The following is a 22282-nucleotide window of genomic DNA, read 5'->3' as shown; positions in this document are numbered from 1 at the left end:
GGCCTATTCCAGCAAGAGGTGGCGGGCGAGCCCTTCGATGTAGGTTTCATCCTGGCCGTTGGGGTGTGCTTCGAAGGCCAGGTGCAGGTATTCGTGGGTCAGGTCGAGGCGTTCTTGCAGCGTCTGCGCGCCGCGTACGTAGATGCGCTGACGTTCGCGGTCGACATAGGGGCGGCCGAAGGCCAGGCGGCATACGGCGAAGGTGCTGACTTCGTTGTAGCCGGTTTCGCTTTCAAGCTTTGGGCGCCAGCCGCGCCGTTGTTTCTGCAGCCATTCTTGTGCGACGGGCAACGCTTCGCAGGACGCGACCGGGTTGTCCCAGCGGCTCAGACTGGCGCGTGGGTAGGCGTGCAGCAAGATGGCGTCGTAACGCTGGCCGGCCCGTGCCTGTTCGACGGCTTGCTGCCAGGACAGTTTGTCCGGGCCGGGTTGATCGGAATGGTAGGTGACGGTGCTGCCGGCCAGGACCAGGTCGCTGGTCCACGCGGCGATGTCGCGAGACCCGGACGACGCCGGACGCGGTGCGACCCGCTGACGGCTGCTGCTGTCGTCGATGCTCAGGCAGTCACCGCTGCGCGTGGCGTTTTGCAGCAGGTAGGTGCGGATGGCCACGGCCAGGGCTTTGGCGGCTTCGACCGGTTCGGCACTGGCTTCGCGCTGGAGAACACGGGCGACGTATTCTTCGCGATCCAGCCGGGCGACGAGCTTGTCGTTGAGCAGGAATAGTTCGCCGTCGCTGTGAATATCCAGCGCATTACCGTTGGCGAATTCAACACGGTAGTCTCCCTGCAACGCTCCGGAAGTCACCACACTGCCCCCCGACAGCACGCGCCGAAGTGGATAGCGCGAGAACAGGTCGACCTCTACGCATTTCCCTGCATCCGCAGGCCATGAAGCGGGAATCACCGTAGACAGTGCCTGCGCGAAATCACGCAGTACCCGCTGACTGGTGCCCCGTCCTCCGGACCAGACCGATGCGCCATCCGCCGTCCAACCGGCAAACCCGCCCTGACGCAACGCAGCATCCTGATCCGCCAACCAGCTCCAGGTCTTCACCCGCAGACGGCTTCCGAGTTCGCCGACGACATGGCCATCGCCGGCATTGAGCACCACATCGAGCAATACACGTCGGGCTTGATCCTGTGCCGGCAGTACCGACAGCACCTTCAACAGTTCCGCCACCGAAACCCGGGTAGCCGGTTGCAACGAAGGCAAATCCAGCACCCATTGCGGCGCCTGCCGCGCCTGCCAATAGGCTCGCCAGTCGGCATCGCCAATGCCCAACCGCGCGGGTTCGAAATACAGACCGCACGACTTCACCAACGCCTGATCACGCTCGATCCTGCCGCCCGCCGTGCAGCAATAAACCTCTTCCTTCGACTGGCCGCGACATTCATAAGCCGGCTCACGCGCGCCGGTGTCCACCAGCCAGGCGTAGACGAACAACTTCCACACACTGCCCAGCGGCGTCTGCAAGGTCTGCGGTAACGGTTCGCGGGTGATCACCTGCGTTCGGCTCAACGAAAACAAGTCGCCCTTGAAGGCCAGGCGCAAAGGTTCGTCCTGCGCCGTTGCCAGCACAGGGATCAAACACAGCAACCCACCTATCAGCAGCCTGTGCACGTCAGTGAACCGTAACCTGGCCAAGGGCTGCCTTTTGTTCAAGCGCCTGATGCTGCGGCGCATAAACCTGAGTGAAACGCACCGGCGGCAAGTTGAACTGCCCCTTCTGCGAGAAACGCACCAAGTGCCGCAGGCGCAACTCGCCACTCAAGGCATCCACCGGAACGGCATAAGCCATTTGCCCCGGTTCGAAACGCGCCTTCTCCAGCGCTGTTGGCTCGGTGTCGGCCTTGCCCATGAGCTTGATGCCCCAGGTGGTGCGCTCGACATCGGCGCCCGGCGGCAGCGGCACTTCCAGCATGCCGTAACGCAACGGTCTGGCGGCTTTGCTGGTGACGATCACTTCGTCGAGATAAAGGTTATCGCTCGACAGTGGCGCATTGCCGACCGCTTCGAGTTTGAAGGTGAAGGCTTCATCCCCCGGCACCAGTCGCGACAGGCGACGGGTGATGGTCACGGCCATCGGATCGACCGCCGGCTGTTGGCTGCGGTAGCTCAGTGCAGCACGTAACGGACGCTCTTGCGCGCCGCTTAGCGTCAATACCGTCGGCACGGGCGCAGCCCCCTGCCACGTCCAATACATCTCACCAGAAACCCCGTACTGCTTCTTCCAGCCTTCACCCGGCGCCAATGCAATGGTGGGCGATGCCTGCTCGATGCTGCGTTGCAGCCAGGTCAACGCCAACGCACGCTCCAGGGTCGATTGCTGCGGCAACAAACGTTGCAACAACGCTTGAGCGTGAGCCTGATCGAAGGGCTGCAGCGACAGGTTCAGCGCTTCGGCAAACGGCTGGGAACTGACCGCCAGACGTTGCTGCGCGTCGGCCAGTTGCCGGTTGAACACATCCGGCAAAGCGACCTTCGCTTGCCTGGCCAGCGATGCCGTCAGCACCCGTGCGGCCGCCAGCCCCAAGGCTGAATCCGGATCGCTCATGACGAGGCTGTCTTCGCCGTCTTCCATCAGATTCGCGGCAGTGCCCTCGCCCGCTTTCGCCAGGTCGTCCATCAAGCCACTGAGCAAGGTGTTGACCGGTAACTGCATCTGTCGGGCAAACGACAGGATCAGCGCCCGCTGCAACAGCGGCGTGCTCTTCGCCTGCTTGGCGTAGACCTCCAGCACCCGCTGCCAATGCTCCGGCGGCAGGCTCAGTTCAAGCACCTGGCTGGCATGCCAGTCGGCGTAATAGGCGTAAGCGGTGAGGAACGCATCCGGCTCGCCGTCCATGCCCCACCAGGTGAAACACGCCGAAGGGCCAGCCATTTGCACCAGGCGCAAGCGACTGTTTTGCATGATCAGGCGCAGGCGATCGCGGATCTGCGGATTCGCCGCCAGCGTCGGGTAGGCGATGCTCAACGGCAACAGGCGACTGGCGGTCTGCTCGACGCCACCGTAGGGGTAGCTCAGCAGGTCGTCGAGGGCAGAACGGAACAACGCTGGCGGACTGTCATCCAGACGCAGGCGGATATCACTGGCGTCTGTCGGCAACGTCAGCGGCGTATCGCCCTCACCCACATCAAGGCTCTGGGTTTGAATCACCTGCCAGCCTTCACCGGTCGCGCTCAGGTGCACCGTCAGGGCGTCAGCGGTTTTGCCGTCCTGCACCAGCTCGGCGCTCCACTCGCCGTTGGCCAGTTCAATCGCCGGCAACGGGATGTAATTGATGCCGCTGTTCAAGGTCAATGGCACGCGCTGTTCGTTGCCGACGTAGCGAGTCACCAGTTCGGCCTTGACCGGTTTCTCGGCCTGACTGAAGGCGAACACGCCGAGGTCCGGTTTGTCGCCGGCGCGGAATCGAGTCGGGCCGCTCCACTTCAGGTACAGCGGTTTTTCCGAGCGTACGAATTGCTTCTTCTGCCCGACCTGACCACCATCGGCGATGGCCCTGGCGGTGATGCGCCAGCGGGTCAGGGAGTCGGGCATTTTGAAGGTGAAGCGGGTTTTGCCTTGGGCATCGGTCAGCAACTCAGGTTGCCACGCCGCCGTGTCGACATCCTCGCGACGCGGTCGCTCCAGCACTTTCACGCCGCGCTCACTGCGATTGGCTTTGCCCGGTGCACCGGGGCTGCCCGGCAGGGCGACGTCATAACTGATGAACGACAAACTGGCGCTGGTGCGCACGTTGTTACGCCGTGGGTGATAGAAGAACTGGTCGATGCTCGGCGCGACTTCCGGTTGCAGCGCGTAGACCATTTCATCGACCACGCTGACCGTCAGGTGCGCGGGAATCGCTTTGCCGGCGAATTGGGTGGTCAGGTCCACCGAGACGGTTTCGCCCGGCTGGTAGGTCTCTTTATCGGTGGCGATGGCCACGTCGATCTGCGGCGTAATCACTTTGATGCCGGCGTTCTGGAAACTGTACTGGCCGCCCTTGGTGTACAGCACCGAGAAGGTCAGGTTCGGCGCGAAACCGTCCTTCACCGGGATGCGCGCGCGGTATTGGGTATCGCTGAGTTTTTCCATCTTCAGCCAGTCGTCGCCTTTGGAAAGTAACGCAGTGGCTTCGACCTTATCGCGCTCCAGAGACAGCAGCGCATCGCTCACTGGCTCGGGGAAAGTGATCAGCGCCAGCGCCTCATCACCTGCTATGTACTCGGGCTTGTCGAGGACGATTTCCACGGTGCCGGGTACGGCTTTGACACCTTCGCCGGTAACCGAATGACCGGTGGCACCGACCACCCGGCCATGATCATCCCTGAGCGTCAGGTTGTAGGTGCCCGGCCGGTCAAAGGCCAGGGTGAACCCCTTGTCGATTGCCGCGAGTTTGCCTTCGCCGATGCTCTGGTCTTCCAGGCGTACCCAGCCGTAGCTGCCCGGCGTAACGGCATCGACCTGCTCACCTTCGCGGGTGTAGCTGAAGGCAACCCTGTCACCCACCGCGCTGAAACGCCGAGGCGCGCTCAAGCGGAAATTCGCCGCGCCACGGTCGATGAGGATTTCCTTGGTGGTCTTGACCCGATACGCCGCACCGTCGCTGGCAAACACCGTGAGCATGTAGCGACTCGGTTTGTCGGCAGCCGGCAAGTCGAGGGACGCGTTGCCCTTGGCATCGGTGGTCAATTCGGTGCTGGTCAGCTCCACCGGAAATTGCCCGAGGTATTGCAGTTCGTTGTCGACCATCGACAGTTGCTGGGCGCGCAGGCTCAGACTCAATTTCGCATTGGCCACCGGTTTTCCGTCCGGGTACAGCAGCACCAGGTTGCCCTTGACCGGCTCGCCAGTACGGTAATCCTGCTTGGCCAGATTGAGCGAAATCTCGAAGTGCGGCTTGATGTATTCAGCGACACGAAAGGCGCTGCTGTAGGCCTGATCCTTGTAGTTGAAACGCAGTTCATAACCACCGGCCACGGCGTTATCGGGCAACTGGAATCGGCCTTGAGTGCCAGCCTTGGAATCGAGTTTCAGATCGAGGGATTGCAGCGCCGTGCCGGTCGCATCGAGCACGGTCACGTTGACGTCGGCCGGGGTGGGCTGCACCGAATCCCGGGCATTCTTGAACTCCCGCCCGACGATTTTCAGCGACACCCAGTCCCCCGGCCGATACAGCGGCCGGTCGGTGAAGGCATAGAGTTTGGTGTCATAGATTTCGCTGTCGTAGTAGAAGTTCTCGGAGACGAACACCCCACCCTCTTCGTCTTCGCCGATCACGAACGAGCGCTCGGGGCTGACGTGTTTCAGGCGTAGCAAACCATCGGCATCCGTGGCGCCGCTGCTCATCACGCCGAGGCCGTCAGTCCACAGCACATTGACCTTCGGCACCGAGCTGCCTTCGTGTTTGCGCGCAGTCCACACCAGCAATTCGTCACCGGCAATCTTGCTCACCGCCACGGTGTTGGAGACAAACACCATGGTGGTCGCGCGGTACTTGCCGATCAGCGCCTCCACCAGATAAAGACCCGGTTTGAGATGGCCCAACGGGATGTACACGTTGCCCGGCGCGACGCTGACGAACTCACTGGAAGAACCGGCCAGGTTCACCCCTGCAGGTGGCTGGATCGGCTTGGCCTGCCACAACGGATAACGGAACTGGCTGACCACCGGCAAACCCGGTATCAGCGCGAATTGCGGCTGCGCATCGTAGGGTGTTGGCGCGGCCATCGCGTCGCCCATTTTCAGCTCCGGCACTTCCTCGGTGACTTGTTTACGCGACTCGTAGGAAAACGCCCGCTGCATCACCCGACGGGATTTGCGATACCAGTTGTCCCACAGGTAAGCGAGAGTGTTGGACAGCCCTTCACCTTTGAACTGGCCATCGCTGACCACCCGATGCAGGTTCTTCTGGCGCTTGAGAAAATCCATTGGCTTGTCGATGCGATACACCCGAATGTCGGCACCACCGTAGGGCTCCATGCGAAACCGGCGATAGTCGCGACCCGGCGCTTCGAGGCGCACCATCGCCTGTTCATCGCTGGCAAAGCTGCTGTCGGCCAGCAGGAAAAAACTCTCGCCGGCCACTGGTGCATAGCCGCTGGACGGGACCGAGTCGTCCGCATCAACCGCCGAGAAAGGCAGCACCAATACCAACATCAGAGACAGAAAACGCAGCATGCGGGCACCGGTCATTGGGAAAGAAAATTCAGTCGATAGACGCCGATGAAGTTGGGGTTGGCTGCGTCGGGTATCCATCGGGTGTCCTTCCATGTCATGAGTTGCTGCAGGCTTGCCGAACGCATGCCGTTGTCGGTGGGTGTGGTGGTGCCGGTGTGATAGGCAATGTAGCGGCCCATCCAGATCATCAGGTGCTGGTCGTCGCCCTGATCGAAAAACATCAGGTCGCCGGGGCGTGCTTGAGCCACATCGCGGCTGACCAGATGGCTGTTGAACTGGATCAATTTGATCGCATTGACGTATGGCCCGACTTTGCCGCCGCCCTGCTGCCATTGCTGGGCAAGACCGCGCTGGGCATCGCTCAATTGCAACTCCGGCGGCAGATAACGATTGGACAGGCCATTGCTGCGCAGCCATTTGTCGTCATGGACTTTCAGCGCTTCGTTAGCGGCGAAGCGCACCAGTCCGGCGCAGTCTTGCTGATACCAACGGGGGCTCGGGCCCTGGCTCAGTTGCTCCTGGGCGATGCGCACGAACCAGGCACGAAACACCTGGGATTGCTGTGGGTCAAGCGGCGGTGTCTCGACAGCGCGGGCACCCGCGCTCAGCAACAGCGCCAACAGGCCGAGACTTCGGATCAATGCCGTCACAGGGCTTTCCACTCCAGCGGCAGCCACTGCCAATGGCCGTCGGGCTCGCTGCCTTCGGGCAAGGTCAGAGCGTATTTGCCGTAGCCGCCGAGCTTGCGCAGTTTCGGAATCAGGTAGGTTTGCGCGGCGTTGTAGAACACCGGTTCCATGTCCTGGGGCAGGCTGTCGAGGGTTTCCTGCTGCATCAGTTGCGCCATGGACTCCGGACCGAAATAGACCGGCATCAGCAGGTCTTTGGGCACCACGTCGGCCATTGGCGGGAAACGTTTGTCGAGGGTGCCAAGAGCCTTGTCCACCAGCTTGTCATCGAGGGAAAACAGCAGCATCGAACCGTGACGCGCCAGGCTCACGCGCATGAACGCCTTGCCGCTGATGGCATCGGGATCTTGAGCTTCCTTGGCCGTATAGGGACCGAAACTGGAGCTGACCTGACGTTGCCACTGATGGCTCTGGCCTTGCTGTTTTTCCACCACCGGGAAGGCGCCTTCTTCGACATTGCTCTCGTAGGCACCGACCATCGAGCCGAACAGACTGCCCAAATCTCCATCGAGTTTGCCGCCGCCATCATCGTTGAGGCTGGCCACCAGTAAGGGTGTGTACAACCGCGAATCGGCATACCAGCACAGGCCCGCCGCGCCGGCCATGTGTTCGGTCAGCGCCTGAGCCACCTTCTCCTCGGCACCGAGTTTCACCAGCAGCGGTTTCTGTTGTTCGGCAGCCAGCGGCAACGCCACGCAAGCGCTGGCGCCCATCGGCATGGCTTGCCAGATCGGCTTGAAATCGAAGTCCGGCTGATTCTCCAGTTCATCCATGGCCAGGAAGCTGTGCCAGCCCTTGTCGTCCATGTCGAAACGCAGGCCAGCGAAATTCGGAATGAAGCGCTGATACCCCATGGCCAGCACACTGGCATTGACCGACAGGCGTTGTTTCACCTCCGGAGCACGCGGCGGCAGGCCGAAAGCTTCGGGAAACAGTTTGTCGCCATTGAGCAACGCGGCAATGGCCGTGGTCGATACGCTGCCCGATTCTTCCGTTGCACCGCTTTGTGGATCGTAGAGCTTCGCCGGGTTGGACAGCACCACCAGTTTGTCGCCATGGGACGCAAACAGCAGCGCCTTGCTGGCGTTGTAATTGAGTTGATAGAGCGCCACGTCGTCGGTGCCGACCTTCACGTCAGCGACTTTGCTCAACTGCGAGTCGTCCAGCGCCACTTTGGCCAGCGGCTCCAGCACCTTGGCCAGCCCGCCGCGATCCATCACCAGCAGGAAATCCTTGAGCCGCCCATCCGCCCCGCGCCACAACGCTACGTCGGCAGGCTGATCGAACAGCCGCTCGATCAAGGTGTCCTGCAGTTTCAGGTCATGTTCGTAGATGATCCGCCGCAAGCTGCCGATCAACCCCAGGCGGTCGGCATGGCTTTCGTAATAGAAGACGAAGTCTTCGGTCAGGGTTTCCTTGAGAAACGGCACTGCCAGCAAGTCCTTGGGCAACTGGCTCAGGGAATGGGTTTCCAGCAAGCCATCCGGGCGGCTCATGCCCAGTTTGTCACTGGCCAACGCAGGCGCCGGGGCCTTGGGCTTGTGCATGAACCACCCCAACCCACCGGCCACAACGACGACCAGGCATATCCCGATCAGCAGTGTCGGCCAATGCAGGGAATGTTTGGCCGCTGGTGCGCCAGCGGCCGGAGTAACAGCGCTATCACTCATGTTCACAAAACCCGATGTTCATCCGTGGAGCGGGGATGCTTAGTAGTTGAAAGTCTTGACCAGCAGCAGGTCGCCGATTGCGCGCAGGGGCACGAGGAACGTCTCGCGTTTTTCATCGACGGTGTTTTCGTTGAGCACCAGGTTGATCTGCGAGGTAATCACCTCGTTCTGGTTGCTTGTCTCATCGAAGTTATAGCCGCCGCTGCCGAAGTTGCCCCAATAGTTCACGTAAACCAGATAGGTGCCATGCAGCGGTGCGGTCATGGTGAACATTTCCGGACCCGGGCCATCGACGCCGTCAGGGTCGAGGCCGCCGCCGTTGGTCAAGGCCGGGTGCGCCCAGAAGGCATGCTGGCCATCGGGCGTGACGATGTGCAGGTCGAGTTCGGCCTTCGGATCGTCCCAACCCAGCACCACGCGAATCTTCGCCGGAGTGCGCAGGTTGTTGGCTTCATAGAATTGAACACGCTTGAGCGACTGGCCTTCGGCACTGCGGATTTCGACGCTGTTGGAACCGGCACCAAACGCGTACGGCCGGGCGAAACGCCCTTGCTCGTCGGTATAGAGATTCAGCGGATTGCCATTGACCGCCAAGGTGTGCGGCCCGCGCTGAGTGCCGAGGGCCTTGAGGCGGCCTTCGATCATCGTGCGGTTGCGCTGCACGCCTCTATCAATCGGTGGCGTGGGATAGGCGACTTGCGGGTTTTCGCTACGGTCCAGCAGACCGTTGTAACGCCAGCCACCCACCGGCTCCGACAACTCGGCATTCGGCGCGGCCAGAATCACGGGCGCGATAGCCAACCCGATCAGCAGCAAAAGAAATGAGCGCATGCGACGCCTCCTGCCATGCATGACGAAACCTTGCGCCTGATCCTGGGCGCGTTACAGATGTGAATACTGCGTTTCGTCTGAAAGACCCGTGACTATTGGGTCGTAGATGGCGCAAAGGTTAGCCAGTTGGTTGTTTTTTAACAATCGAATGGCTCCGAAATTGCGGTGGGAATCACGGTAACGGGTGGACGGTGAGCCGAATAGCTATGTTATTCGGCTCATAAAGTGAGCCGAATAATCCGTATCGTCTGGTTGCCACGAACTTTGTGGCAACCACAATCAAGGCTTTCGAATCCCCCCTTCATTTGCCCATGAACCCCCTATCTGCTAGTGTCGCGCCGGTTTAACGTCAACCGGAAATCGCCGCCATGGCCCGCAAAAAAGCTGCACTGGATTTCGAACAGTCCCTCGCCGACCTGCAAACGCTGGTGGAGCGTCTGGAGAATGGCGAATTGTCGCTGGAGGACTCGCTGGCCGCTTTCGAGCAAGGCATCGGTCTGACCCGCGATTGCCAGGCGGCGCTGGCCCAGGCCGAGCAAAAGGTTCAAGTGCTGCTCGAGCGTGATGGCGAGTTGGCCGAGGAACCCTTCGACGCGGATCAGCCAGAATGATTGCAGCGTACTCGGCCACCAGCCAGGCCCGCGTCAATGCGGCTCTGGAAACCCTGTTCATCGCGCCGAGCCCTGAACTGGCGCGGTTATATGAGGCCATGCGCTACAGCGTGATGAATGGCGGCAAACGCGTGCGTCCACTGCTGGCCTACGCTGCGTGCGAAGCGTTGGGCGGCAAGGCCGAGCAAGCCAACGGCGCAGCCTGTGCCGTGGAGCTGATCCACGCCTATTCGCTGGTGCATGACGATTTGCCGGCGATGGACGATGACGATCTGCGCCGCGGCCAGCCCACTACCCACAAGAAATTCGATGAAGCCTGCGCGATCCTCGCCGGCGACGGTTTGCAGAGCCTGGCCTTCAGCGCCCTGCTCGATCCACGCCTGAGCGCGTCGGATGCCGAAATCCGCTTGCAAATGGTCAGCGCCCTGGCGCTGGCGGCAGGCCCGGCGGGCATGGTCGGCGGTCAGGCCATCGACCTCGGCTCGGTCGGCCTGAAACTTGACCAGAAAGCCCTGGAGTACATGCACCGGCACAAGACCGGCGCGCTGATCGAGGTCAGCGTCAAGCTCGGTGCCCTGGCCAGCGGCCGTGCCGAGAAAGACGAACTCAAATCCCTGCAGACTTATGCACAGGCCATCGGCCTGGCCTTCCAGGTCCAGGACGACATTCTCGACGTCGAAAGCGATACCGAAACCCTCGGCAAACGCCAGGGCGCCGACATTGCCCGGGACAAACCGACCTACCCGGCCCTGCTCGGCCTCGACGCCGCCAAGGCCTACGCCCTGGAGCTGCGCGACCAGGCCCTGCACGCACTGCGACCGTTTGACGCGGCGGCCGAGCCATTGCGCGATCTGGCCCGGTATATCGTCGATCGCCGCAGCTGACGGCGAATCCGCCAAAAAAAACCAACGCGTGGGCAGGGACCGATGCATCAGGTAAACTGCCGCATCTTTTATACCTATAACGATTCGCCTGATGCCCACGACGTTTCATGAGATTCCCCGCAAGCGCCCGACCACGCCCCTGCTCGACCGCGCGAAAACGCCGGACGGCCTGCGCCGGTTAGGCGAAGCCGAGCTGGAAACCCTGGCCGATGAGTTGCGCCTGGAATTGCTCTACACGGTCGGCCAGACCGGTGGGCATTTCGGTGCCGGCCTGGGCGTGATCGAGCTGACCATCGCGCTGCATTACGTCTTCGACACCCCGGACGACCGGCTGGTGTGGGACGTGGGTCATCAGGCTTATCCGCACAAGATCCTCACCGGTCGTCGCGAGCGCATGGGCACCCTGCGCCAGAAGGACGGCGTTGCCGCGTTCCCGCGCCGCTCCGAGAGCGAATACGACACCTTTGGCGTCGGCCACTCCAGCACCTCGATCAGTGCCGCGCTGGGCATGGCGATTGCCGCCCGCCTGCAAAACAGCGAGCGCAAGGCGATCGCGGTGATCGGCGACGGCGCGTTGACTGCGGGCATGGCGTTCGAGGCGCTGAACCATGCGCCGGAAGTGGATGCCAACATGCTGGTGATCCTCAACGACAACGACATGTCGATCTCGCGCAACGTCGGTGGCTTGTCGAACTATCTGGCGAAGATCCTTTCCAGCCGCACCTACGCCAGCATGCGCGAGGGCAGCAAAAAAGTGCTGTCGCGCCTGCCCGGTGCCTGGGAAATCGCCCGGCGCACCGAAGAATATGCCAAAGGCATGCTGGTTCCCGGCACGCTGTTCGAAGAACTGGGCTGGAACTACATCGGCCCGATCGATGGCCACGACCTGCCGACCCTGATCGCTACCCTGCGCAACATGCGCGATCTGAAAGGTCCGCAGTTCCTGCACGTCGTCACCAAGAAAGGCAAAGGCTTCGCCCCGGCGGAAGTCGACCCGATCGGTTACCACGCCATTACCAAACTCGAACCGCTGGACGCCCCGGCCGTTGCGCCGAAAAAGGCCAGTGGACCGAAATATTCCGGTGTGTTCGGTGAATGGCTGTGCGACATGGCGGCTGCCGATCCGCGCCTGGTCGGGATTACCCCGGCGATGAAGGAAGGCTCGGATCTGGTCGCATTCAGCGAACGATTCCCGCTGCGCTACTTCGACGTGGCCATTGCCGAGCAGCACGCCGTCACCTTCGCGGCCGGCATGGCCTGCGAAGGCGCCAAACCCGTGGTGGCCATCTATTCGACCTTCCTGCAGCGCGGCTACGACCAGTTGGTGCATGACGTCGCCGTGCAGAACCTCGACGTACTGTTCGCCATCGACCGCGCAGGCCTGGTGGGCGAAGACGGTCCGACCCACGCTGGCAGTTTCGACCTTTCGTACCTGCGCTGCATCCCCGGCATGCTGGTGATGACCCCGAGCGATGAAAACGAGCTGCGCAAAATGCTCACCACCGGTCACCTGTATGAAGGCCCGGCGGCCGTGCGTTATCCACGCGGTAATGGCCCGAACGCGACCATCGAGAAGGACCTGGAGCCGATCGAGATCGGCAAGGGTGTGATTCGCCGCCACGGCAGCAAAGTCGCCCTGCTGGTGTTCGGCGTGCAACTGGCCGAAGCCCTGAAAGTCGCCGAGACGCTGGACGCGACCGTGGTCGACATGCGCTTCGTCAAACCGCTGGATGAAGCGCTGGTTCGCGAAATCGCCGGCAGCCACGAACTGCTGGTGACCGTCGAAGAAAACGCGATCATGGGCGGTGCCGGTGGCGCGGTCAGCGAATTCCTCGCCCGCGAAAACATCCTCAAGTCGATGCTGCACCTGGGCTTGCCCGACATCTACGTCGAACACGCCAAGCCTGCGCAAATGCTGGCCGAGTGTGGTTTGGATGAAGCGGGAATCGAAGCGTCCATTCGCGAGCGCCTGCAACTGCTGAACCTCTAAACGCAAAACCCTGTGTAGGAGCTGCCGAAGGCTGCGATCTTTTGATCCTGGCCTTCGACAACTCCATATCTGAAAAAATCAAAATCAAAAGATCGCAGCCTTCGGCAGCTCCTACGGGGAGTTGCGTCGCATCTGAAATCTCGGATCCTCCATGAAGCTCTCTCCCTTCGCCCTGACGCTGCCCCTGCTGTCGGCCGGTCAACTGCTGGCCGACACCTTCGAACGCGATCAGGCCCTGAAGCTGCCCGATGTGTTGATCAGCGCCAACCGCCAGGTCGAAGCGCGCAATGACAGCAGTGCCGCCAACACCGTATTCACCCGCGCAGACATCGATCGCCTGCAACCCGATAGCGTCACTGATCTATTGCGCCGGGTACCTGGCGTTCAAGTCTCGCAGACCGGCGGGCGCGGCAGTCTTCCGGGTGTCTACATCCGCGGCACCCAGTCGGCCCAGAGCCTGGTGCTGGTGGACGGCCAGCGCATCGGCAGTTCAACCTCCGGGGACAGTAACCTGCAGCACATCAACATCGAACAGGTCGAGCGCGTGGAAGTGCTGCGCGGCTCCCGCTCAGTGATTTATGGCAGCGATGCGATTGGCGGGGTGATCCAGATCTTCACCCGTCGTGGCGGCGAACAGGGCCTGCAACCTCGACTGCACATGGGTGTTGGCAGCAACCAGACCTGGGAACGCAGCCTCGGTTTGTCCGGTGGTGATGAAAAAACCCGCTTCAACCTCGGCGCCAGCCTCGACGAAACCGCCGGGATCAATCGCACCCACGAGTCGTATCCCAGCGACGGCGACCATGACGAATACCGCAACAAATCCGTCAGTCTGAGCCTCAGCCATGCGCTGACCGATGACATCGAAGTCGGTGCCAACCTGCTGGATAACCGCGGCAAAAGCGAGTTTGACAACCCGTTCGGGCGCTTCGACATGAATACGTTCAAGTCGGTCCAACAGCAGCCCTACAACGAATTCGATGTGAGCAGTGTCAGCAGCTACATAGACGCGCGCTTCAATGATCTGTGGAAAACCCGCGTCGAGTTCGGCCACAGCGAAAACCGCGAGAAGACCCTGGACAAGCTCAGCGATGAGCGCAGCGTGTTCAACACCTACCGCGATTCGGTGAACTGGCAGAACGACCTGACGCTCAACGAGCGCAACAGTTTGCTGCTCGGAGGTGACTGGTATGAAGACCGCATCAACAGCAGCACCGCGTTCGATGAGGACAGTCGCTGGAACCGAGCGGCGTACATCCAGTACCGCTATCAGGCCGACAGCTTTTCCACGGAGTTGGGCCTGCGTCACGACGACAACCAGCAGTTCGGCAGCCAGAATACCTGGAGCGGCACCTTCACTCTGCCGCTGAACCCGGACAACGACGTGCTGCTGACCTACAGCGAAGGCTTCCGCGCGCCGACGCTCAACGATCTGTACTACCCCGGCTTCAGCAATCCGGACCTCAAGCCTGAAACCTCGAAAAGCTATGAACTGCAATGGCGCAGCCAATTGACCGAGAGCAGTCGCCTGGAGACGTCGCTGTATCGCACCGACCTTGAAGACGCGATCATTTTCGGCAGCAACTTGCGCCCCGAGAACGTTGCTTCCGCGCGAATCAACGGCTTCGAAGCCGCACTGAAGCAGGAGCTGTTTGGCTGGCAGAGCAACCTTGGCGTGGCGATCATCGACCCACGTGACCGTGACACGGGCCATACACTGGCCCGTCGCGCGCGGCGCACCTTGAGCTGGGATCTGGACCGACAGTTCGATCGCTTGGGCCTCGGCGCCAGTTGGCAAGCGGTCAGCAGCAGCTATGACGACTTGAACAATCAACAGCCGCTGGGTGGATATGCCTTGTTGGGGCTGCGCAGCAGTTGGGAGCTCAATCGTGAAATCAGGCTGGAGCTGAAGGTCGATAACCTGCTGGACAAGGGTTACAGCCGGGCGCTGTACAGTTATCAAGGTAGCCAGTATGGGTATCGCGAGGAAGGTCGGGCGTGGATGTTCGGGGTGACCTGGACGCCTGAGATCCACTGAGATCCACTGAGATCAGTTGTAGGAGCTGCCGAAGGCTGCGATCTTTTGATCTTGCTCTTCAGTGGCTCAACATCTATCCAAATGTAAAATCAAAAGATCGCAGCCTTCGGCAGCTCCTACAGAGGTAGTGTGTCGGTACGCCGTAATTCAGCGCTCAGGGTCGATAAGTTGACACAGCTTTGCAGTCGCCTCAATCATCTGCCCACTCGGCCGCTCCAGGCCCTTGTCCGTCACCAAGCGCAACTGTCCCTGTGCCACGGCCGCCACCTGTGGCCAGGCTTTCCACGCATCGAGCTGCGCCTGTTCGCTGGCCAGAATCACCTCGGGGTTACGCTGCAGCACGGCTTCCACACTGACTTGCGGTGCCGGCAGCTTCAGGTCGGCAAACACGTTTTGGGCACCGCAGACCTCCAGTGCATCGCTGATGATCTGCTCGCCGCCAACCGTATACAGCGGCCGATCCCAGACCTGATAAAACACCCGTAACGGCTTATCCCGTCGATAGCGTTGGCGCAATTCATCCAGCCGCTGGCGTAAATCGCTGGCCAATGAAGTTCCGCGTTCAGGCCGACCAAGCTGAGCGGCTATGGTCTCGATCTGTGCGGCGAGCTGGTGCAGGCTGTGGGGTTCGGCGACGTAGGTGGGAATATTCAGTCGCTTAAGCTGGTCACGCTGGGCCGGGCCGACGCTACCGGGCCATAACAGCAACAGATCGGGTTTCAGGCTGAGCAGGCGCTCCATGTCCAACTGGCCATAGCGGCCAACGGAGGGCAGGTCCTTGAGTTGCGCAGGCCGTTCACCGGCGTCCAGCACACCGACCATGAGGTCGGCGGAGCCCAGTTCAACGACGATTTCAGAGAGCGACGGTGCGAGGCTGACAACCCGCTCGACCGCGATGGCCGAGCCACTGGCGGCCAGCAGCAACACCGCCAGCCAGAGCGCGCGCATCAACCGAGTTGACGCGGAATACGGTAGAGGTAGAACAGCACGGCGGTCGACAGTGCCAGCAGCATCAGCGGCACCGCTTCAAGACCGACGAACACCGCCAGGGCACCGATCCAGGCCGGCAGCCCGGCGACGAGGAATGCCGTACGCCGCTTGGCCGCCAGACTGATCCAGGCGGCAGGTTCTTCAGGGGTATCGAGGGCTTTCTGGGTGGCGATCAGCGCGTGTTTGTAGGCACCGAAGAACCTCAGGCTGACAAACATCGAGGCGACTCCGGCGATGAACAACGGCATCGCCAGCACCGGCAGAATGGCTTCGCCCTGGCCGAACACCGCGTTGATCACAAACAGCGGCAACAAGGCCAGTGCCAGGTACTGCCACCAGTTGACGGACAGTCGCCGCCGCACCTGACCGCGGGTCACGCCCGGTCTACCTCGCCCTGATGCTCATTGCCCATCATGTGGTCGAGCTTGCTGGCCTTGGTCGCCAGGTAGAGTCGGTTATGCGGATTGTGGCCGGTGTGCAGCGGCACGCGCTCGGCGACCACGATACCCATGTCGGTCAAGGCTTTGACCTTGCGCGGGTTGTTGGTCATCAGGCGCAGGGATTTCACGCCCAGGTGCTCCAGCATCGGCAGGCACATGGCATAGTCACGCTGATCGGCGGCAAAGCCCAGACGCTCGTTGGCTTCGACGGTGTCGGCACCACCGTCCTGCAGCTCATACGCGCGGATCTTGTTCAGCAGGCCAATGCCCCGGCCTTCCTGACGCAGGTAGAGCAAAACGCCGCGACCTTCGCGGGCGATGGCCTGCAAGGCGGCCTCCAGTTGCGAGCCGCAGTCGCAACGCTGGCTGAACAAGGCGTCGCCCGTCAGGCATTCGGAGTGCAACCGGCCGAGTACCGGGGCACCGTCGGCGAATTCACCCAGACTCAGCACAACGTGCTCGCGGCCGGTGGCTTCATCGAGAAAGCCGTGCATGGTGAATTGCGCAAAAGGCGTTGGCAGCTTGGAAGCGGCGACAAAAACGACAGGCACCGGTGTGCTCCTGATCTAAAGAGTCTGAAGATTCGCAGAGCCGGCATTGTAACAGCAGGTTCCGGGCGACGCTTAGGCTGAATTATCGGCGATAACTATCAAAAAGTTTGATATCTGCCGCACCACATTCCCTGTAGGAGCGAGCCTGCTCGCGAAAACGGACTTCCTGCCAACGCATCTGTGTCTGAACCACCGCCTTCGCGAGCAGGCTCGCTCCTACAAGGGAAGGTGGCAATCATGGGGTCGGCGCAGTGTTCGAATCAAACGGATACGGCTGTTTCCAGCGCTCGAAGATAGGTTTCAGCTCGCCGTTTTTCACCAGTTGCTCCATGCGCTGGTCGAACAGGGCCAACAGGCTGCGCGCCTTCGGGGTCTTGGCGAAGCACAGGTACAGCGGCAACTCGGCGATATGGGTGCGCCGTAGCTGGGACGGATCCTTGGCGCGGTTGATAACGTCATCGACTTCGGTCAGAGCGTCGATATAGAAGTCAGCACGATTGTGGGTCAGCATCGACACGATGCCGGTACGCCGCATCACTTCATCGAAGTGGCGCACATTGGGCAGGTAATGCTGGTAATCGTAGCCGCGGACCCAGGCCAGTCGATAATTGCCCAGGGTTTGCGGGGTGGGTACCGGACTGCTGGCCAGGCCCAAGGCATAGATGTGATCGGTGTCGAAGTTCCAATGGGGATAGAGCACGCCCTCGGATTCGTCACGATAGGAGCCGACGCAGGCATCGACCTCGCCACGCTCGGCCAGACCCAGGGAGCGCACGTACGGCTCGGTGCGGACGTCGACCTTGACGCCCGCCGGCTCGAACACTTGCCGTAGCACGTCCCAACCCAGTCCATGACCGTCAGCAGCGGTGTAGTCTTCCCAGTCTTCGCTGGCCAGATGAATCACCGACGGCGGCATAGCCCCCCCTGCTTGCGCCTGGAAAAAAGCGCACAACATCGTGAACGCCAGCACCATCAATCCGCGTACAGCCATCCCCCGCGTCCCCCGATAAACAGCACTCATGATCAACGCCTGGAAATCCCCGGTCAGGCGAAAAACCACACCAGTCCTTGCATCGCCAGCCAGGCGAACACCCCGGCCAGGACATCATCGAGCATGATGCCGACGCCGCCATGTACGTGCCGGTCAATCCAGCGAATCGGCCACGGTTTGAGGATGTCGAAGAAGCGGAACATCAAGAATCCCACGAGCAACCATTGCCAACCTTCCGGCACCAGCCACAGGGTGATCCACATTCCGACCATTTCGTCCCAGACGATGCCTTCATGGTCGTGTACCCGTAAATCGTCGGCCACTTTGCCGCACAGCCAGAAGCCGAACGACATGGTGATGCCCAGCATCAGCCAGTAACCCCAGTCGGGAAGCATTTGCCACAACGGGATAAAAGGCAGCGCAACTAACGACCCCCAAGTGCCAGGCGCCTTTGGCAAGGTGCCCGAGCCGAAGCCGAACGCCAGGAAATGCCATGGATTGCGCCAGACCGACGGCGGTACGTTTTCCGCCGGGACCTGTTTGGGATGATCTGTCACAGTGACTCCCGAAAATGTTGATAACCCCGGGTTTGCGGGGTGATGTCTTGTCCGTTGGCATCCAGCAGTGTCACACCTTGCCCATTAACGACGCGCCCAATCACATGGATCGGCCAGCCGTCGGCCAGCAATAGCGGCAACTCGACGGACGGTAGGGTGAAGACCAATACGTAATCGTCGCCACCGCTCAGTGCCGCAGCCTGTGCGTCCGATTGACCGAGAAAGTCGACCAGGCTCTGCGACAGCGGCAAACGATCCCGCTCGACTTCGATACCGACCTTCGAGGCCAGCGCGATATGCCCGCAATCAGCCAGCAGGCCGTCGGAGATATCCATCGCCGAAGTGGCCTTGCCCCGTAGCGCCTGCCCCAAACCCAGCTGCGGTTGCGGCGACCAGTAATGCGCCAGCAACGGCTCGGCAATGCGCGCTTCGGCCGTGCGCTGGCCGAGCACCAGTGGCAAGGCACCGGCGGCATTGCCCAGGTTGCCGCCGACACACAGCAGGTCGCCCGTTTGCGCACCACTGCGGGTCAGCGCCTGACCGGCCGGCACGCGCCCGAACACGGTCATGGTCAGGCTCAGCGGCCCGCGGGTCGTGTCACCGCCCACCAGCGCCACGCCGCAGCTTTGCGCCATCTGGTTCAAACCACGGGCATAGGCTTGCAGCCAATCGGCGGTCACCGTCGGCAAGGTCAGGGCAAGGGTAAAGGCAATCGGGGTGGCGCCCATGGCGGCCAGGTCGCTGACGGCCACGGCCAGCGAGCGCTGACCGAGCAGAAACGGATCGCAGGGATCGGCAAAATGCACGCCGGCCACCAACGTATCGGTAGAAATCGCCAACTGTTCCCCGGGGGGAACAGCCAGCAAGGCGCAGTCATCGCCAATCCCGAGGGCAACGCCTTCACCGCCCTGCGCACAAGGCGCGGCGGCGAAGAAATTGCGGATCAGCTCAAACTCGCCCATCGCAGATCCAAGCGCTGTTAGCGCTTGAACGCCTTGACTTCAGCTTCACGCAGACGCGGGGCCAGCTTGTCGAGCACACCGTTGACGAACTTGTGGCCGTCGGTGGAACCGAAGACCTTGGCCAGTTCGATACCTTCGTTGATCACAACGCGGTACGGCACGTCGACGCGCTTGAGCAGTTCCCAGGTGGACAGGCGCAGAACCGCCAGTTCAACCGGGTCCAGCTCTTCGATGGTCAAGTCCAGGCAAGGCGTGAGCGCGGTGTCGATTTCGGTCTTGAACTGCGGCACCCCGTGCAGGATTTCGCGGAAGTAGGCGCCATCGACATCGGTGAAATCGTTATCGACCCGGAACTGCGCTTCGATTTCGTTCAGCGATTGCTTGGCCATGTGCCATTGGTACAACGCCTGGGTCGCGAGCTGACGGGCTTCGCGACGCTTGACGCTTTTCGATGGTTTGCCGGCATCCGCAGGCTTTGGATCGCGCGGGTTGAAACGATCGCTTTCGTCGCTAATCACTTGGCCTCCAACTGCGCCAGCAGGCTGACCATTTCCAGAGCGGACAGGGCAGCTTCAGCACCTTTGTTACCGGCCTTGGTGCCGGAACGTTCGATGGCTTGCTCGATGGAATCAACGGTCAGGACGCCGAAAGCGACCGGAACGCCGAACTCCATGGAAACCTGGGCCAAGCCCTTGGTGCACTCGCCAGCCACGTATTCGAAGTGCGGAGTGCCGCCACGAATGACCGCGCCCAGGGCGATGATTGCCGCGAATTCGCCTTTCTGGGCGACTTTCTGCGCAACCAGCGGAATTTCGAAGGCGCCAGGTGCGCGGATGATGGTGATGTCGCTTTCGCTCACGCCGTGGCGAACCAGGGCATCAACTGCACCGCTGACCAGGCTTTCAACGACGAAGCTGTTGAAACGGCCCACTACCAGAGCGTAGCGGCCTTTAGGGGCGATGAAGGTACCTTCGATGGTCTTCAGGGTCATTCGATAAATCTCTTAAAGAGCCGGGACGCGTCTCGTACGCGTCCCTCGGTGATATTTGAACCGCGAATTCAAGGCCGGAAACAACCGGTCATTATTCGGAGGGCACGTATTCTACAACTTCCAGATCGAAACCGGATATCGCATTAAATTTCATGGGTGCCGACATCAGGCGCATTTTGCGTACGCCAAGGTCGCGCAGGATCTGCGAACCGGCACCGACAGTGCTGTAGGTGGTCGGTTTTTTCACCGCGGCGTGATCGGCGGTTTCGCGGATGTGCGCCAGCAACACGTCGCCATCGAGCGGGTGACCGAGCAACAGCACCACGCCGCTGCCGGCCTCGGCAACCGTGGCCATGGCGGCGCGCAGGCTCCAGCGGCCCGGTTGCTTGACCATCAGCAGGTCGCGCAGCGGGTCCATGTTGTGCACGCGAACCAGGGTCGGTTCTTCGGCACACACGTTGCCCAGGGTCAGTGCCATGTGCACGTCGCCTTCCACCGAATCACGATAGGTCACCAGGTTGAATTGGCCCAGTTCGCTGTCCAGTGGCTGCTCGGCAATCCGCTGAACGGTACGTTCGTGGATCATCCGGTAGTGAATCAGGTCGGCGATGGTGCCGATCTTGATGTCGTGTTCGGCGGCAAAAGCTTCCAGTTCGGCGCGACGGGACATGGTGCCGTCGTCGTTCATCACTTCGCAGATCACGCCGCTCGGCTCGAAACCGGCCATGCGCGCCAGGTCGCACGCCGCTTCGGTGTGGCCGGCGCGGGCCAGGGTACCGCCGGCCTGGGCCATCAGCGGGAAGATGTGACCCGGGCTGACGATGTCTTCAGCCTTGGCATCACGGGCGGCAGCAGCCTGCACGGTGCGCGCACGGTCGGCGGCGGAGATGCCGGTGGTCACACCGGTGGCCGCTTCGATCGATACGGTGAACTTGGTGCCGAAACCGGAACCGTTGCGCGGCGCCATCAACGGCAGCTTGAGCAGTTCGCAGCGCTCGCGGCTCATCGGCATGCAGATCAGGCCACGGGCGTGCTTGGCCATGAAGTTGATGTGCTCGGGCTTGCAGCACTCGGCGGCCATGATCAGGTCGCCTTCGTTCTCGCGGTCTTCGTCATCCATGAGGATGACCATCTTGCCTTGGCGGATGTCTTCAACCAGTTCTTCGATGCTATTGAGCGCCACAAGGCACCCCCTTGAGTCAGGATTTGAGATAGCCATTGGCGGCCAGAAAGCTTTCGGTGATGTTACCTGGCCTTTGCGAAGAGTCGCTTGGTTCTGCGGCCTTGTCGCCGAGCAACAGGCGCTCCAGGTAACGGGCCAGCAAGTCCACTTCCAGATTCACCCGGCGGCCTGGCTGGTACGACGCCATGATGGTTTCGCTCAGGGTGTGGGGAATGATGGTCAGCAGGAACTCGGCGCCATCAACTGCGTTCACGGTCAGGCTGGTGCCGTCGACGGTGATCGAGCCTTTATGGGCGATGTACTTGGCCAGGTCCTTCGGCGCGCGGATGCGGAACTCCACGGCACGCGCGTTCTCGGTACGGGCAACCACTTCGCCCACGCCATCGACATGACCGCTGACCAGATGCCCGCCGAGGCGAGTGGTCGGGGTCAGGGCTTTTTCCAGATTGACCGGGCTGCCGCTTTTCAGGTCGTTCATGGCGGTGCAGTCGAGGGTTTCGCGACTGACGTCCGCCGCAAAGCCATTGCCGGGCAATTCCACGGCAGTCAGGCACACGCCGTTGACCGCGATGCTGTCGCCCAGTTTGACGTCGCTCAGGTCGAGCTTGCCGGTTTCGACGTGAACCCGCACATCACCGCCCTTTGGGGTCAATGCACGAATACTGCCGATGGATTCGATGATGCCGGTAAACATGAGGTTCTCCTCGAGAACAAAGCCAAAGCTTGCGCGATGGC

The 22282-nt window shown here is 61.5% G+C and carries 19 protein-coding genes; 4 read left to right on the top strand and 15 right to left on the bottom strand.

Annotated features, from left to right (window positions below):
• Positions 1-3: 3 nt before the first annotated feature.
• The 5 genes from AC1DWG_RS11595 to AC1DWG_RS11575 are packed head-to-tail and all read right to left on the bottom strand — an operon-like array spanning position 4 to position 9359.
• Positions 4-1647: a DUF2300 domain-containing protein gene (locus AC1DWG_RS11595; RefSeq protein WP_477787825.1), complete on the bottom strand. Its 1644-nt coding sequence runs from the start codon at positions 1645-1647 to the stop codon at positions 4-6.
• Positions 1625-6184, bottom strand: coding sequence for an alpha-2-macroglobulin family protein (locus AC1DWG_RS11590; protein ID WP_477787824.1), 4560 nt, complete (start codon positions 6182-6184; stop codon positions 1625-1627). Before AC1DWG_RS11590 ends, AC1DWG_RS11595 begins: the two co-directional genes overlap by 23 nt.
• Positions 6181-6819: a DUF1175 domain-containing protein gene (locus AC1DWG_RS11585; protein ID WP_477764465.1), complete on the bottom strand. Its 639-nt coding sequence runs from the start codon at positions 6817-6819 to the stop codon at positions 6181-6183. The genes AC1DWG_RS11590 and AC1DWG_RS11585 overlap by 4 nt, the downstream gene beginning before the upstream one ends.
• Positions 6816-8528, bottom strand: coding sequence for a DUF2138 domain-containing protein (locus tag AC1DWG_RS11580; protein ID WP_477764464.1), 1713 nt, complete (start codon positions 8526-8528; stop codon positions 6816-6818). The genes AC1DWG_RS11585 and AC1DWG_RS11580 overlap by 4 nt, the downstream gene beginning before the upstream one ends.
• Positions 8529-8567: 39 nt before the next feature.
• Positions 8568-9359 carry a YfaP family protein gene (locus AC1DWG_RS11575; RefSeq protein ID WP_477764463.1) on the bottom strand — a complete coding sequence of 264 codons (792 nt, stop codon included), beginning with the start codon at positions 9357-9359 and terminating at the stop codon, positions 8568-8570.
• Positions 9360-9727: 368 nt separating this feature from the next.
• Between AC1DWG_RS11575 and AC1DWG_RS11570 the strand changes: the two genes are divergently transcribed.
• The 4 genes from AC1DWG_RS11570 (at position 9728) to AC1DWG_RS11555 (ending at position 14882) form a co-directional block, all read left to right on the top strand.
• Positions 9728-9970 carry an exodeoxyribonuclease VII small subunit gene (locus AC1DWG_RS11570; RefSeq protein ID WP_007970180.1) on the top strand — a complete coding sequence of 81 codons (243 nt, stop codon included), beginning with the start codon at positions 9728-9730 and terminating at the stop codon, positions 9968-9970.
• Positions 9967-10854 (top strand): (2E,6E)-farnesyl diphosphate synthase, encoded by an 888-nt coding sequence (ispA, locus tag AC1DWG_RS11565; protein WP_218429751.1) that lies wholly within the window; start codon positions 9967-9969, stop codon positions 10852-10854. The genes AC1DWG_RS11570 and ispA overlap by 4 nt, the downstream gene beginning before the upstream one ends.
• A gap of 91 nt (positions 10855-10945) precedes the next feature.
• Positions 10946-12844 (top strand): 1-deoxy-D-xylulose-5-phosphate synthase, encoded by a 1899-nt coding sequence (dxs, locus tag AC1DWG_RS11560; protein ID WP_477764462.1) that lies wholly within the window; start codon positions 10946-10948, stop codon positions 12842-12844.
• Between the two features lie 151 nt (positions 12845-12995).
• Positions 12996-14882, top strand: coding sequence for a TonB-dependent receptor domain-containing protein (locus AC1DWG_RS11555; RefSeq protein WP_477787823.1), 1887 nt, complete (start codon positions 12996-12998; stop codon positions 14880-14882).
• A 147-nt stretch (positions 14883-15029) separates the two neighbouring features.
• Here the strand turns inward: AC1DWG_RS11555 and AC1DWG_RS11550 are convergent, their stop codons facing one another.
• From AC1DWG_RS11550 to AC1DWG_RS11505, 10 genes are all read right to left on the bottom strand, one after another.
• Positions 15030-15830: a cobalamin-binding protein gene (locus AC1DWG_RS11550; RefSeq protein WP_477787822.1), complete on the bottom strand. Its 801-nt coding sequence runs from the start codon at positions 15828-15830 to the stop codon at positions 15030-15032.
• On the bottom strand, positions 15830-16249 hold the full coding sequence (locus tag AC1DWG_RS11545; RefSeq protein WP_477764459.1) for an MFS transporter: 420 nt from the start codon (positions 16247-16249) through the stop codon (positions 15830-15832). Before AC1DWG_RS11545 ends, AC1DWG_RS11550 begins: the two co-directional genes overlap by 1 nt.
• Positions 16246-16863: a GTP cyclohydrolase II gene (gene ribA / locus AC1DWG_RS11540; RefSeq protein WP_150726901.1), complete on the bottom strand. Its 618-nt coding sequence runs from the start codon at positions 16861-16863 to the stop codon at positions 16246-16248. The genes AC1DWG_RS11545 and ribA overlap by 4 nt, the downstream gene beginning before the upstream one ends.
• Positions 16864-17098: 235 nt before the next feature.
• Complete coding sequence (locus AC1DWG_RS11535; RefSeq protein WP_477787821.1) at positions 17099-17854, bottom strand: substrate-binding periplasmic protein; 756 nt, start codon at positions 17852-17854, stop codon at positions 17099-17101.
• A 53-nt stretch (positions 17855-17907) separates the two neighbouring features.
• Entirely contained in the window at positions 17908-18411 is a 504-nt protein-coding gene (locus tag AC1DWG_RS11530) for a phosphatidylglycerophosphatase A family protein (protein ID WP_477787820.1), read from the bottom strand.
• On the bottom strand, positions 18408-19373 hold the full coding sequence (thiL, locus tag AC1DWG_RS11525; RefSeq protein WP_477787819.1) for a thiamine-phosphate kinase: 966 nt from the start codon (positions 19371-19373) through the stop codon (positions 18408-18410). The genes AC1DWG_RS11530 and thiL overlap by 4 nt, the downstream gene beginning before the upstream one ends.
• Before the next feature lie 17 nt (positions 19374-19390).
• The gene (gene nusB, locus AC1DWG_RS11520) at positions 19391-19891 is read right to left on the bottom strand and encodes a transcription antitermination factor NusB (protein WP_008053839.1); all 501 of its coding nucleotides are present in this window, start codon (positions 19889-19891) and stop codon (positions 19391-19393) included.
• Positions 19888-20364: a 6,7-dimethyl-8-ribityllumazine synthase gene (ribH, locus tag AC1DWG_RS11515; protein WP_003228649.1), complete on the bottom strand. Its 477-nt coding sequence runs from the start codon at positions 20362-20364 to the stop codon at positions 19888-19890. The genes nusB and ribH overlap by 4 nt, the downstream gene beginning before the upstream one ends.
• 91 nt (positions 20365-20455) lie before the next feature.
• The gene (gene ribBA / locus AC1DWG_RS11510) at positions 20456-21547 is read right to left on the bottom strand and encodes a bifunctional 3,4-dihydroxy-2-butanone-4-phosphate synthase/GTP cyclohydrolase II (RefSeq protein ID WP_007984459.1); all 1092 of its coding nucleotides are present in this window, start codon (positions 21545-21547) and stop codon (positions 20456-20458) included.
• Between the two features lie 16 nt (positions 21548-21563).
• Positions 21564-22241 carry a riboflavin synthase gene (locus AC1DWG_RS11505; protein ID WP_477752869.1) on the bottom strand — a complete coding sequence of 226 codons (678 nt, stop codon included), beginning with the start codon at positions 22239-22241 and terminating at the stop codon, positions 21564-21566.
• Positions 22242-22282: the final 41 nt, after the last annotated feature.

Source organism: Pseudomonas sp. P4_B3, assembly GCF_056402295.1.
The sequence above is the reverse complement of the archived record's forward strand: the minus strand, read 5'-3'. Positions and strand labels throughout refer to the sequence as shown.

What these genes read in the sequence shown, in the direction of transcription:
- AC1DWG_RS11590 (WP_477787824.1), bottom strand. Translation starts at nt 6,184, where the DNA reads ATGACCGGTGCCCGCATGCTGCGTTTTCTGTCTCTGATGTTGGTATTG.
- AC1DWG_RS11580 (WP_477764464.1), bottom strand. Translation starts at nt 8,528, where the DNA reads ATGAGTGATAGCGCTGTTACTCCGGCCGCTGGCGCACCAGCGGCCAAA.
- AC1DWG_RS11575 (WP_477764463.1), bottom strand. Translation starts at nt 9,359, where the DNA reads ATGCGCTCATTTCTTTTGCTGCTGATCGGGTTGGCTATCGCGCCCGTG.
- AC1DWG_RS11570 (WP_007970180.1), top strand. Translation starts at nt 9,728, where the DNA reads ATGGCCCGCAAAAAAGCTGCACTGGATTTCGAACAGTCCCTCGCCGAC.
- ispA (WP_218429751.1), top strand. Translation starts at nt 9,967, where the DNA reads ATGATTGCAGCGTACTCGGCCACCAGCCAGGCCCGCGTCAATGCGGCT.
- dxs (WP_477764462.1), top strand. Translation starts at nt 10,946, where the DNA reads ATGCCCACGACGTTTCATGAGATTCCCCGCAAGCGCCCGACCACGCCC.
- AC1DWG_RS11555 (WP_477787823.1), top strand. Translation starts at nt 12,996, where the DNA reads ATGAAGCTCTCTCCCTTCGCCCTGACGCTGCCCCTGCTGTCGGCCGGT.
- AC1DWG_RS11550 (WP_477787822.1), bottom strand. Translation starts at nt 15,830, where the DNA reads ATGCGCGCGCTCTGGCTGGCGGTGTTGCTGCTGGCCGCCAGTGGCTCG.
- AC1DWG_RS11535 (WP_477787821.1), bottom strand. Translation starts at nt 17,854, where the DNA reads ATGGCTGTACGCGGATTGATGGTGCTGGCGTTCACGATGTTGTGCGCT.
- thiL (WP_477787819.1), bottom strand. Translation starts at nt 19,373, where the DNA reads ATGGGCGAGTTTGAGCTGATCCGCAATTTCTTCGCCGCCGCGCCTTGT.
- ribH (WP_003228649.1), bottom strand. Translation starts at nt 20,364, where the DNA reads ATGACCCTGAAGACCATCGAAGGTACCTTCATCGCCCCTAAAGGCCGC.
- AC1DWG_RS11505 (WP_477752869.1), bottom strand. Translation starts at nt 22,241, where the DNA reads ATGTTTACCGGCATCATCGAATCCATCGGCAGTATTCGTGCATTGACC.